Source organism: Lichenicoccus roseus, assembly GCF_005844085.1.
Taxonomy (GTDB): domain Bacteria; phylum Pseudomonadota; class Alphaproteobacteria; order Acetobacterales; family Acetobacteraceae; genus Lichenicoccus; species Lichenicoccus roseus.
This window is the reverse complement of the sequence record NZ_VCDI01000009.1, coordinates 153,247-165,285: the sequence shown is the minus strand read 5'-3', so window position 1 is coordinate 165,285 and position 12,039 is coordinate 153,247. Positions and strand designations below refer to the sequence as shown.

Below are 12,039 nucleotides of genomic sequence, written 5' to 3'. Positions count from 1 at the left end.
GGCCCCCCGGGGCCCGGTGTCCTGGGGCCCCCCCCCCTCCCCCCTTGGGGCACGGGTCCGGGCTGTCCCTCCCCGCGCGGGCCGCGCCGCCCCGCGGGGGGGGCCCGCCCGGCTGGCTCGGCTCGACGGCACGGTCAGCACGCATGGTCCGGGCGGCACGCAGTGGACACCGGCAATTCTCAACTTCCCCCTCACGTCAGGGGATGCGCTCTGGACCGAGCCACCAGCGCAGGCCGATGTCGAGATCGGTCAGGATCTCCTGACCCTTGCGGCCCATACCGAGCTCGATCTTGACACGCTCGATAACCTGAACGCGGTCGCCGGGGAGCCACAGGGCGCACTCTTCGTGGACCTCCGGGGTGTCCAGCCCGGCGAGACCTGGACCTTCAACACCCCACGCGGCGCGGTACAGATCGCGGCGGATGGCCAGTATGAAATACTGGCCGGCGACGCTGCGACGGCGACGCGGGTGGTGATCGTCCGAGGTGCGGCACAGTTCACCAGCGGAGCCCTCGTGCTGCGTGGTGGTGCCGGGCAGATGCTGGTGGCTTCCGGCAACGACACCCTGCAGGGCGATGTCGAGGCGCTCGGTACGCCGGACGCATTCCTTGCCGCCATGCTGGCGCGCACCGATCCTTCTCCGCTTCCGATCCCACAGGCGGCAATCGGCATGACCGGCGCCGATCAGCTGGGTGGCTACGGAAGCTGGCAGTCCGATCCGCAGTATGGCGAGGCCTGGTATCCGCAGGTCGATCCGGACTGGGCGCCCTATGGCGATGGCAGCTGGTCCTTTGTCGAGCCCTGGGGCTGGACCTGGGTGGATGCGGAGCCCTGGGGCTTCGCGCCGTTCCATTACGGGCGCTGGTTCCGCTCCGGCGGCCGCTGGGGCTGGAGCCCCGGCACATACGACCACTCCGGCTATCGCCCGACCTACGCGCCGGCGCTGGTAGACTTTCTCGCCGTTGGCGCTGGTGCCGGACTTGCCGCCGGTGCACTGACAGCCGCCCTCCTGGCGGGACATGGTCGTGTCGGCTGGGTGCCACTCGGCCCGCACGAGTTCTACCAGCCCGCCTACCACACCAGCGCGAGCTATCTTGGTCGACTGAACCACGGCGGCGGCTGGCACCGGCCAAGCTGGGACGATGCGCAGGGCGGCACGGGCTTCGTCAACCGCACCGCCCTGGTAGTCGCGCCGGCCACCGCAATACTGCGATCGTCACGGATCGGCAGCTTGCGCGGGCCCGCCCCCCGGCAGGGTCCGGTCGCCGGCTCCGGCAGCATCCGGACCTTGCGAGACGGCTTGCCGCTCAAGCCGGGGCCGGAGACACGAGGCCTGTCATTACCCGCCGCGCGTCGGATCGGGCTGGCGTCCGGCCCCATCCATCCGTTGTCGCCGGGGCCCACTGCAGCGACACGACCGCAGTTCGCATTGCCGGTCGCCAGCGCTGCCGGTTCGGCACGCCAGCAGGTGCAAGGACCCGGTCTGCCGCGTGGTGGGCCGGCTCGCCCGCCGCACGTCGACGGTCCGCTCGTCGCCCCTGGCCCGGAGTTGGGACGTCCAGACCGGGCCCGTCCGGATCTGCCGCGGATCCTGACGCCGCGCAGCCCGGCACCGGTGTTGCCGAACGTTCCACTGACCAGCCGTCCACTTCGCCCGACGCTGCAACGCCCGACGGTGCAACGTCCGGAGCTGCCCCGGATCCAGGCACCCTACGGTGCGGCGCCTGCGATCGCCGGGCCGCGCTTTTCGCAGCCAAGGTTCGCGGAGCCGCCACATCTTGCGCAACCTCGCATGCCGGGTCCGCGGATGGGACCGATGCTGCGTCCGGCGGCGCCGATGGCATCGAGGGCAGCTCCGGTCGCGCCGGGTCGCCCGCCGCCGCGTTGAGGCGCCGGCCAGCGCTGGCTGTCGAGACGTGCCGCGGCTACGCTGGACCTACGTACGGAGGCACTGCCGATGAAGTCGCTCTACCTGCCGGGTTCGCTGCGCGTCGGCGGCGGCTCCATCGATGGCCTGCCGGACGCGCTGCGCCAGATCGGCCTGCGCACGCCCCTGATCGTGACCGATCCGTTCATGGCGTCCAGCGGTGTGCTCGACCGCGTGCTGTCAGTTCTCGACGCCGCCGGAGTGTCGGCTCGCGTCTTCGACGGGGTGGTGCCGGATCCCACCGTCGCCTCGGTGGAAGCAGCCGTGGCGGTGTTGCGCGGTGGCCAGCATGACTGCGTCATCGGACTCGGTGGCGGCAGCCCGATCGACACCGCGAAGATGGTGGCCGTGCTGGCTCTGCACGACACCTCGCCGCGCGCCCTGCGTCATCCGCACGTCCAGGACCAGCCCGGGCTGCCGGTGGTCGCGGTGCCGACCACCGCCGGCACCGGGTCGGAAGCAACCCGCTTCACCATCATCACCGACGAGGCCACGCAGGAGAAGATGCTCTGCGTCGGGCTGGCCTACCTGCCCCGCCTGGCCATCGTCGACTACGAGCTGACGCTGAGCAAGCCGTGGCGGCTGACCGCCGATACCGGCCTGGATGCCCTCACCCACGCCATCGAGGCCTATGTCTCACGCCAGAACAACCCGTTCGCGGACGCGTTGGCACTCGCCGCCATGCGCGGCATCTGGCCGAACATCGCCACCGCCTGCACCACCCCCGGCGACCGCCGTGCCCGAGAGGCGATGATGCTTGGGGCCCTGCAGGCGGGCATGGCGTTCTCGAACTCGTCGGTGGCGCTGGTGCATGGGATGAGCCGGCCGATCGGCGCGCATTTCCATGTCGCGCACGGCTTGTCGAATGCGATGCTGCTGCCGGCGGTCACTGCCTGGTCGATCGCGGCGGCGGAGCCCCGCTATGCCGACTGCGCGCGCGCCATGGGCGTGGTCGACGCGGGCGCTCCTGACCGGGATGCGGCGATGGCGCTGGTCTCGGCGCTGGAGGACAGGAACCGCGAGCTCGAAGTGCCGAGCCCGCGCCGCTACGGTCTCGATCCCGAGCGCTGGACGGCGCTGCTGCCGCTGATGGCCGAGCAGGCCCTGGCCTCCGGCTCGCCCGGCAACAACCCTCTGGTCCCCGATACGGCCTCGATCGTCGCCTTGTATCGCGAGATCTGGGACCGCGACTGACCGGCAGGCCCGGTCGGCCGCGCCACCGGTCGCTAGTGCGGCACCATCCAGTGGAAGACGAACTGCTGCAGCACGGCGATCACGCCCAGCAAGGCCGTCAGGATGATCGAGTGCTTGAAGGTCTTGGAAAACACCAGGCCCTCCTGGCCCTTCAGCGGGGTGACCGACACGCCCGTCGATATGTTCTGCGGCGAGATCATCTTGCCGAGCACGCCGCCTGACGAGCCGGTGGCGGCGAACAGCACCGGGTCGAGCCCGAGCTGGTGGGCTGCCACCACCTGGAGGTTGCCGAACAGCGCGTTGCCCGAGGTGTCGCTGCCGGACAGCGCCACCGCCACCCAGCCAAGGAAGGCCGAGGCGAACGCGAAGAACAGGCCGAGATGCGAGACGCCGTCGCCGAGCGTGTAGGTCATGCCCGAGAAGTTCATCAGGAAGGCGAGGCCCATGATGGTCGAGACCGTCAGCATCGCGATCCGCAGCTGCCGCCAGGTGGTCAGCGCGCAGGCGAGGAAACGCACGGGCGAGACGCGGAACAGCAGGGCGGTCACGGCCGCGGCGAACAGGATCGCGGTGCCGGTGGCGAGCGGCTCGAAGGTCCAGACCGCCGCGTACGGCTTGTGGTACAGCGTGATGTAGACGGCGTTGTCGAGACCGGGCCAGTTGATCTTCTGCCGGCCGATGGCGGACAGGCCAAGCTGGGTCCAGATGATCACCACCACGCTGACCACGATCCAGGGAATCCAGCCCTGCCAGGGCGAGAGGCGCGGGGTGGCCGCGGCGCCGAGGGAAACTGCCGTCGGCTCCAGATCGGTCCGGGTCGCGAACTTGGGATCCGGCGCCGGACGCCAGACACGCAGGAACGCCACGGTGATGATGAGCGACCCGAGCGAGGCGAACACGTCGGTCAACCGGTAGTCGAGATAGTTCGACACCCCGAACTGGATCAGCGCGAACGATCCTCCGGCGGTGAGCAGCAGCGGCCAGAGGGCGGCGATCGAGCGACGGCCGCCGAACACGCCCATGACATAGAAGGGAAGGATGAAGGCGAGGAACGGCAGCTGCCGGCCGATCATGGCGCCAAGCTGTTCCGCCGGGAGATGGGTGATCGCGCCGAGCACCGTCACCGGAATGCCGAGTGCGCCGTAGGCGACCGGCGCGGTGTCGAAGATCAGCGAGTAGGTGACCGCCTCGAGTGGTTCCCAGCCGACCAGGATCAGCAGCGAGGACGAGATCGCGATCGTCGAGCCGAAGCCGGCGATGCCCTCCAGCAGGGCGCCGAAGCAGAAGCCCACGACGACCAGCACGACGCGGCGGTCGGCCGGCAGGTTGTCGATGATCCAGTGGCGGAAGGCGTCGAAGCGGCCGCTCACCACCGCGATGTTGTAGAGCAGCAGGGCGTTGAACGCGATCCACATCACCGGCCAGAGCGCGAACACCATGCCGTTGAGCGTACTGTCGGCGGCGAGGAACAGCGGCATGCGCCAGAAGGCGATCGAGGTGACGAGACCGACGACGAGGCCGCCCACCGAAGCCTGCCAGGCCGGCCGGCGCAGGATGCCCAGCATGACCAGCACGGTGGCGATCGGTAGCGCGGCTACGAGGAAGGACAGCGGCAGGCTACCGCCTATCGGCGTCAGGTCTTGATGGAACACGGCTCCCCCCGGAACGTTTTCATTCTTGTTGTCCAGGGACTTACCAGCAGTCCTGGCGAGAGGGAAGGCTGTTGCGCGGCTACTCCGAGGCAGCCCGCAGCACGGCCAGACCACCCTCGAGATCGGCGATCAGCTCATCGGTATCCTCCAGCCCGACATGCAACCTGATCGCCGGGCCGCCGAACCGGCTGCTCTCCAGGGTACGGGTGATGGTCGGGTTGCTCGGCAGCGCCAGGCTCTCGTAGCCACCCCAGGATTCGCCGATCCCGAACACGCCGAGCGCGTCAACCATCGCATCCACCGCCGCCTGGCTGAAGCCGGGCCGGAAGACCACGCCGAACAGGCTGCTGGCGCCGGTGAAGTCGCGCGCCCAGAACTCGTGGCCCGGCGCGGTGGGCAGCGCCGGATGCAGCACGCGAAGCACCTCGGGGCGCGCCTCGAGCCAGAGCGCCACCTCCAGCGCGGAAGCCGATTGCCGCTCGAGCCGCACGCCGAGGGTGCGCAGGCCGCGCAGCGTGAGCCAGCAATCATCCGGGCTGGCATACTGGCCGAGCTGCAACGCGCCGTCGCGGAGCACCTGCCAGTCGTTGTCGTCGGCCACCGTGATGGCGCCCAGGATCAGGTCGGCATGGCCGCCGGCATATTTGGTGAGCGCCTGGATCGAGACATCGACGCCATGCTCGAACGGCTGGAACACGTGCAGGCCCCAGGTATTGTCCAGGATCAGCTTGGCGCCGTATTCGTGCGCGACGCGTGCCAGCATCGGCACGTCCTGCACCTCGAAGGTATGGCTGCCCGGGCTCTCGGCCATCACCACCTGGGTGTTCGGCCGCATCAGCGCGTGCAGGGCGGCTTCCGGCAGCATCGGCTCGTAGTACGTGGTCTCGACGCCCATGCGCTGCAGCATGGTGTCGCAGAACCGCCGCGTCGGGCCGTAGACGCAGTCCGGCATCAGGCAATGTCCGCCGGCGCCCAGGAAGGCGAGCAGCGGCGTGGTGCAGGCGGCCGATCCGGAAGAGACGATCTGGGTGTGGGTGCCGCCCTCGATCTCGGCGATCGCCCGTTCCAGGTGGAACTGCGTCGGCGTGCCGCACGCGCCGTAGGTGAGTTCGTGCGCGTAGCGGCGGGCGCCGTTCTGGCGAAGCGCGCGCAACGTCGGGAACAGCACCGTCGAGCCGCGCGACACCGGCGGGTTGACGAAGCCATGCGCCTCGTCGGCAGCCCCATCGTCCTGATCGCTGCGCCCGGCCCGCACCAGCCGGGTCGAGAGCGTGCGCCAGACGGCGGAAACCTGCATGGGGCTGGTCATTGCGCTGCACTCCCGCCCTGGGCATCAACGCCGCCACGGGGCAGCCCTGGATGACTGGCCCATTCCGTCCAGGACCCGTCGAACAGGGCGCCATGCGGATAGCCGGCGACCCGCAGCGCCAGCGACAGCACCGACGCGGTCAGGCCGGAGCCGCAACTGGTGACCACCTGTCCGCCGGCCTCGATGCCGGCGCCGGCGAACCGGTCGCGCAGCACGTCCGGCGGCAGCATGCGGCCGTCCGTGGCCAGCAATTCGGTGAACGGCAGGCTGGCGCTGCCGGGGATATGGCCACCAGGCAGGCCGGCGCGCGGCTCCGGCGTGGTGCCGGCCCAGCGGCCCCGGCTGCGCGCATCGATGACCGTCGCGGTCCGCTCGCCGGACGCGATCCGGATCATGTCGCCCAGACCCACCAGCCGCTCGCCGCGCAGGCGGGGGGTGAAACGGGCCGCGGGGGGAGCATCCGGTTCACCGCTTTCGAGCGGATAATCCAGCGCGCGCCAGGCCTGCAGGCCGCCATCGAGCACCTGCGCGTCGTCGTGGCCGAACAGGCCGAGCAGCCACCAGGCGCGCGCAGCGCCGATCAGGCCGGTCTGGTCATACAGGACGACGCGGGTCGCGTTGCCGATCCCGAGGGCGGCGATCAGGCGCGAGAAGCGGCCCTGGCTCGGCACCATGTGCGGAAGCGCGCCCTCCGGATCGGAGAATGCCTCGATGTCGAAGCGGCGGGCGCCGGGAATATGCGCATCCAGGAAACGCTGCTGCGGATCGTGGCTCTCGCCCGGCAGCAGGACGCTGGCATCCAGGACGACCAGCGAGGGTGTCTCGACCCCGGATGGCTTATCGAGGAGGGCACGCAGATCGTCGGGCGTGATCAGCGGGGTCATGCGGCCGGGTCCCGGGAGGCGGCCTCGCGGGAGTGCGAGTCGTACCGCCCCAGCAGATCACTGCACGGCGTGGGCCGCAAGCAGCTCCCGGACCCGGCGCGCCGCGGTGGCGCCCTTCAGGCTGTCCCGCCACATCGTCTCGGCCACCCGCTGGTGCGAGCTGACCGCCTCGGGCGCACTGGTCACCAGCGCCACGCCGTTGGCGTTCACGCAGCTCGCATCGCTGCGGAACGGGTTGATCGCGAGCGAGGCACGGTCGCGCTGGCGCAGCAGCGTGCAGGAGGTGGTCGGTTCGGCGCCGGGGATCAGGCTGAACTGCAGCCCCATCGGCTCGGTCTCGAGCATGGCGGCGATGTTCTGCACCTCGGCGGCTGCGATGCGGCGGCAATAGGCGCGAAGCGTCGGGCTGACGCGCATGCTGTCGGCGACGCCCTGCTCGAGGAAACGTTGCAGCACCGGTTCCGCAATGATGGTGATGAGGTTCGGGCGGCGCAGCTGGTAGGCGCGTTTGCGGGCCGCCATGATGCCGAGCACCTGCTCGGACAGCGCGCGCGTGGTCGGCGCCTCGGCACCCGACTGCTCGGCCATCTCGGCGAACACCTGGGCCAGCAGGGCGTCGTATTCATCGGAGGTCACCAGGTAGGCGAGCGGTTCGCCGACCTGCAGGATCTGGTCGGCGGTCTCCTCGAGCTGGCGCATGCGCTCGAAGAAGCCGATCGTCCGGCTGTAGTACTCGACACCGATGCCGAGCAGCGAGAGCGGCGAGATCTTGAGCAGCTCGGCCAGCCGTTGGACGGTGTCGAGCTTGATCACCTCGCCCTTCTCGTAACGATAGAGCGCCGCGCGCGAGACACCGAGCCTTGCAGCGATCTCCTCCGCCCGCATGCCGGACTCGAGCCGGTAGGCTCGAAGCTGCTGGCCGATCTCGTTCAGTCGCATAATCTTTGTCCCCGACCCACACGGGTGCCGCCAAGCCCCCGTATCCCAGAAAATCCGGACCCCGGACGAAGCCGGCCGCGAACGCGAGGTCCCGAATCCATCAATATCACGTTAAAGCACGTGTTTCATCCTACTGCATCACGGAATAGTTTTCATCTCAAAACATTGTCGTCTTTTCGTGCGATGCCAACGCTGCCGCCTCTCGCCCCGGCTTGCGGAAAATGGGAAGGTCCCGGCCCTCGATCCGGCGCCCGCGTCGCCCGGGAAGGAAGTGCCCGGGGATCGCGGGAGAAAGCTGCGAAGGATGTGCATGGCCGAGCGAATCATGATGGGTCTGCTGATCACCGGCATCGCCGCCGGATGCCTGATCGTTCTCTACCCGTTCTTTTCCGCCATCCTCTGGGCTGCGATACTGACCTTCACCACCTGGCCGGTCTACAGGCATCTCGCGCGTCGGGCGGGTCCCTACGCCGCGGCCGCGATGATGATGCTGATGACCGCCCTGATCGTCGTGCTGCCGCTCGCCCTGGTCACCACCGAGGGCGTCGACGACGCGCCGGGCATCGTCCATGCCGTCGAGGGGCTGGTGGCGCTGCATCTTCCGGAGCCGCCGCGCTGGGTCGCCAACACGCCGCTGATCGGCCGCCAGGTCGCCGTCACCTGGGCCAAGTGGTCGGCTGACCTCTCCGCCGCCGGCGCGTTCGCTCAGCCCTATCTCGGCACCATCGCGGCGCGCATCCTCAACCTGCTGGTGCAGATCGCCAGCGGCCTGCTGCAGCTGGTGCTGGCACTGTTCATCGCCTTCTTCTTCTGGGTCGGCGGCGAGCGCCTCGGCGCCCACCTCACCGCCATCATCCAGCGCATCGCCGGCACCTACGCAGACCGGCTGCTCGGCGTCACCGGCAGCACGGTGCGCGGCACCGTCTACGGCATCCTCGGCACCGCGATCGTGCAGGGCATCCTGACCGGCGTCGGCTTCTACATCGCCGGCGTTCCCAACCCGGTGCTGTTCGGCGGCATCGCGGCCTTCGTCGCCGTGCTGCCGATCGGCGCCCCGCTGGTCTGGGTGCCGGCGGCGATCTGGCTGGCACTCAGCCATCATCTCGGCTGGGGCATCTTCCTGGCCGCCTACGGCGTGCTGGCGATCTCCGGCGCCGACCACATCATCCGCCCGGTGTTCATCGCGCGCGGCGCACAGCTGCCCTACCTGCTGACGGTGCTGGGCGTGCTGGGCGGCGTGCTCGCATTCGGCGGCCTCGGCATCTTCCTCGGGCCGGTGCTGCTCGGCGTCGGCTACACGCTGGTGATCGAGTTCGCGGCGAACGGCCGCGATCCCGGCCGGCACGGCGTGCGCCCGGCGACGGCCCCCGGGATGGTGGAACCGGGCGGCCTTGCCGAGCAGGGCAGCCTGGTTCCGCGGCCGGGCTTGAAGTCGGGCGTGCAGACGGACGCATGAAGCCTCCGGGGATGAAGATCGGCGCATGAAGATCGTCAGCTGGAACCTGCTGCGCCGGGTCGGCGCCTCGATCGACGATGTCAGCGCCCTGATCGCGGCGGAGCGTCCGGACCTGATGCTGATGCAGGAGGCCACCATCGAGATCGACCAGCTGCCGGCCCGCATCGGCGGCTATTACGCCCGCTCGCCGCTGCCCGGACGCATCCACGGCGTCGCGTGCTGGAGCCCGACGCGGTTCCTGGAGCCGCCGCTGATCTGGCCGCTGCAGCCGGGCACCCTGATACGCCGGGTCTGCCAGGTCATCACCTGCCGCGACTTCGCCGTGGCCAACGTGCATCTCTCGCACGGCCAGGTGCTGAACCGCCGCCAGCTCCGGCTGATCGCCGAGCGCCTGCCGTTTCGCGCCGCGGTGCTGGGCGACTACAACCTGGTCGGGCCCGCCCTGGTGCCGGGCTTCAGGGATGTCGGACCGCGCGGCCCGACCCACCGGATGGCAGACATGGTGCCGATCCGGCTGGATCGCTGCCTGGTGCGCGGGCTGGAATGCATCGCTTCCGAGATCCTGCCGCACCGGCCGTCGGACCATCATCCGATCAAGGTCGTGCTGCGCCTCTGAAGCCGGGCCGCCCGACACGGCGATCCTTACAACCTTTACCGATTTCCAGACTTCGAGTGAGCGGGGCTGACGGCTTTACAAGCCAAATCTGCTCGATCCTGCTGACCGCGAGGGCGTGCGGGCCTTACGCTCACACCCTCCTGACCCGCGCAGGCAGCAGCTCCGGAGGTCGATAGGCGATGCGAGACGACAGCCTGACCCTCGCGCCGGAGCCGGTACGACCGGCGGTGCCGGCCCTGCCTCGCGATCATCCGCAGCGCGTCGTGCTGAACGACGAGGTGCACGCACGGCCGTCGGAGATCCTGGTCGCGCCTCTGCGCGTCAGCTATCTCGCGATATTCGCCGAGGGCGAGGAGCGTGCGCAGATATGGCGGCACGTGCAGGAGCTGGCCCGTCGTCATGGCGCCGTTCCGGCGTCCGACGCCGTCAACCACTACAGTGCCGATCTCGGTCCGTTCCGCATCAAGTGCGAGCGGCATACCGAATTCCTCCGCCTGGTGTTCATCGTCGAGGGGCGCGGCCAGCCGGAGAGTTTCGACGACCCGGCGCTGCAATCGGTGCCGGCGGACTGGCTCGCCGCCCTGCCTGGGCAGCTGATCACGGCGGCGAACGTCCTGCTGCAGCGCTCCGATGGCGACTGGCCGCAGCCCGAGCGGATCGCGGCGGATTATTTCGATGGCAACGCGCTGGTCGGCGCCTCGATCGCCGACGGGGCCGCCTTCGCCTTCACCGATTTCCGCATCCGCCCGGACGGCTTCAGCCGGCTGCTGGTGATGGATCACGGCATGACGTCGCGCCAGGCCGGACGCACCGTGCAGCGGCTGCTGGAGATCGACACCTACCGCATCCTGGCCCTGCTGGCGCTGCCGATGGCACACGCATTGGCTCCGTTCCTGGCCGCACGCGAACGCGAGCTGGCCGAGGTGACGCGGCTGCTGGTCGATGCCAGGGCTGCCGACGAGCCGCTGCTGTTCGACCGCCTGACACGGCTGGAAGCCGAGATGGAGAGCGAGCAGTCGCGCAACCACTACCGCTTCAGCGCCAGCGTCGCCTACGAGGCGCTGGTCGACAGCCGCATCGCCGAATTGCGCGAGGAGCGGCTGGCCGGGCTGCAGACCTTTCGCGAGTTCCTGCAGCGTCGCTTCCTGCCCGCGATGGAGACCTGCCGCTCCACCGCCGCCAACCAGGAATCTTTGTCGCAGCGGCTGAACCGGGTGACGCAGCTGCTCTCGACGCGGGTCGACATCACCCGCGAGGCGCAGACCCAGGAGGTGCTCGCCTCGATGGACCGCCGGGCGCGCCTGCAGCTGCGCCTGCAGGAAACCGTCGAGGGCCTCTCGGTGGCTGCGATCACCTACTACATCGTCGGTCTGGTCGGGTATCTCGCCAAGGGCATGCGCGTTGCCGGGGCGCCGATCGAGGTCGAATTGGTGATGGCGGCCAGCATTCCGGTGGTGCTGGTGCTGACCGCGCTGGCGCTGCGACACCGCAAGCGCCGGGCGACCCGCGAAACCCGGTAGCTTCGAGCAGGCCGGGGTTTGCGCTCCCCGGTGCGGTTGCATACCGTCCGGCGATGATCGCCGCCGATCCGTCCGACCATGTGCCCCGCGCCCGCATCGTCATCGCCGCCGGGGGCTGGGATGCCGGCCTGGAGGTCGGGCGCGTGCTCGCCGGTTACGACGAGCGTCATCGCCGGCGCGTCCTGCTTCGCACCGTGGCCGGCCAGGATCTCCTGCTCGACCTCGCCCAGGCGCGGCATCTCCGCCACGGCGACGGGCTGCTGCTCGAGGCGGGCGGCATCGTGCGGATCGAGGCGGCGCCGGAACCGCTGATGCAGATCACCGCCGCCGACGCCCCGGGCCTGATGCGCATCGCCTGGCATCTCGGCAATCGCCACCTGCCGACCGCGCTGCAGGCCGACCGGCTGCTGATCCGCGACGACCACGTGATCGCCGGCATGGTGGAAGGCCTGGGCGGCACCATCGCCCGGATCGAGGCGCCATTCGACCCGGAGACCGGCGCCTATGCGGTGGGCGCGCCGCATCACCATCACGACCCATGA

Annotated in this window: 10 protein-coding genes; 6 read left to right on the top strand and 4 right to left on the bottom strand. The window is 69.8% G+C overall.

Features of this window, described 5'->3' with window-relative positions; all coding sequences use genetic code 11:
• Both FE263_RS19545 and FE263_RS19540 read left to right on the top strand, forming a co-directional pair.
• A partial coding sequence (locus FE263_RS19545; protein WP_205880465.1) for a DUF6600 domain-containing protein occupies positions 1 to 1,888 on the top strand: 1,888 nt, incomplete at its 5' end.
• Between the two features lie 69 nt (positions 1,889 to 1,957).
• Entirely contained in the window at positions 1,958 to 3,121 is a 1,164-nt protein-coding gene (locus FE263_RS19540; protein ID WP_138327713.1) for an iron-containing alcohol dehydrogenase, read from the top strand.
• A gap of 32 nt (positions 3,122 to 3,153) precedes the next feature.
• Here FE263_RS19540 and FE263_RS19535 read toward each other — a convergent pair whose 3' ends face one another.
• The 4 genes from FE263_RS19535 to FE263_RS19520 form a co-directional block, all read right to left on the bottom strand.
• Positions 3,154 to 4,773, bottom strand: coding sequence for an L-lactate permease (locus tag FE263_RS19535; protein WP_138327712.1), 1,620 nt, complete (start codon positions 4,771 to 4,773; stop codon positions 3,154 to 3,156).
• A 79-nt stretch (positions 4,774 to 4,852) separates the two neighbouring features.
• Positions 4,853 to 6,082, bottom strand: a complete 1,230-nt coding sequence (gene metC, locus FE263_RS19530) for a cystathionine beta-lyase (RefSeq protein WP_138327711.1) — start codon at positions 6,080 to 6,082, stop codon at positions 4,853 to 4,855.
• Positions 6,079 to 6,966 (bottom strand): sulfurtransferase, encoded by an 888-nt coding sequence (locus tag FE263_RS19525; protein WP_138327710.1) that lies wholly within the window; start codon positions 6,964 to 6,966, stop codon positions 6,079 to 6,081. The genes metC and FE263_RS19525 overlap by 4 nt, the downstream gene beginning before the upstream one ends.
• A 57-nt stretch (positions 6,967 to 7,023) precedes the next feature.
• Entirely contained in the window at positions 7,024 to 7,905 is an 882-nt protein-coding gene (locus tag FE263_RS19520; RefSeq protein ID WP_138327709.1) for a helix-turn-helix domain-containing protein, read from the bottom strand.
• 310 nt (positions 7,906 to 8,215) lie between these two features.
• Here FE263_RS19520 and FE263_RS19515 point away from each other — a divergent pair, with 310 nt between their 5' ends.
• From FE263_RS19515 to FE263_RS19500, 4 genes are all read left to right on the top strand, one after another.
• Entirely contained in the window at positions 8,216 to 9,361 is a 1,146-nt protein-coding gene (locus FE263_RS19515; protein ID WP_138327708.1) for an AI-2E family transporter, read from the top strand.
• A gap of 25 nt (positions 9,362 to 9,386) precedes the next feature.
• Entirely contained in the window at positions 9,387 to 9,977 is a 591-nt protein-coding gene (locus FE263_RS19510) for an endonuclease/exonuclease/phosphatase family protein (RefSeq protein WP_138327707.1), read from the top strand.
• A gap of 179 nt (positions 9,978 to 10,156) precedes the next feature.
• Positions 10,157 to 11,497 (top strand): DUF3422 family protein, encoded by a 1,341-nt coding sequence (locus FE263_RS19505; RefSeq protein WP_138327706.1) that lies wholly within the window; start codon positions 10,157 to 10,159, stop codon positions 11,495 to 11,497.
• A gap of 53 nt (positions 11,498 to 11,550) precedes the next feature.
• On the top strand, positions 11,551 to 12,039 hold the full coding sequence (locus tag FE263_RS19500) for an urease accessory protein UreE (protein ID WP_138327705.1): 489 nt from the start codon (positions 11,551 to 11,553) through the stop codon (positions 12,037 to 12,039).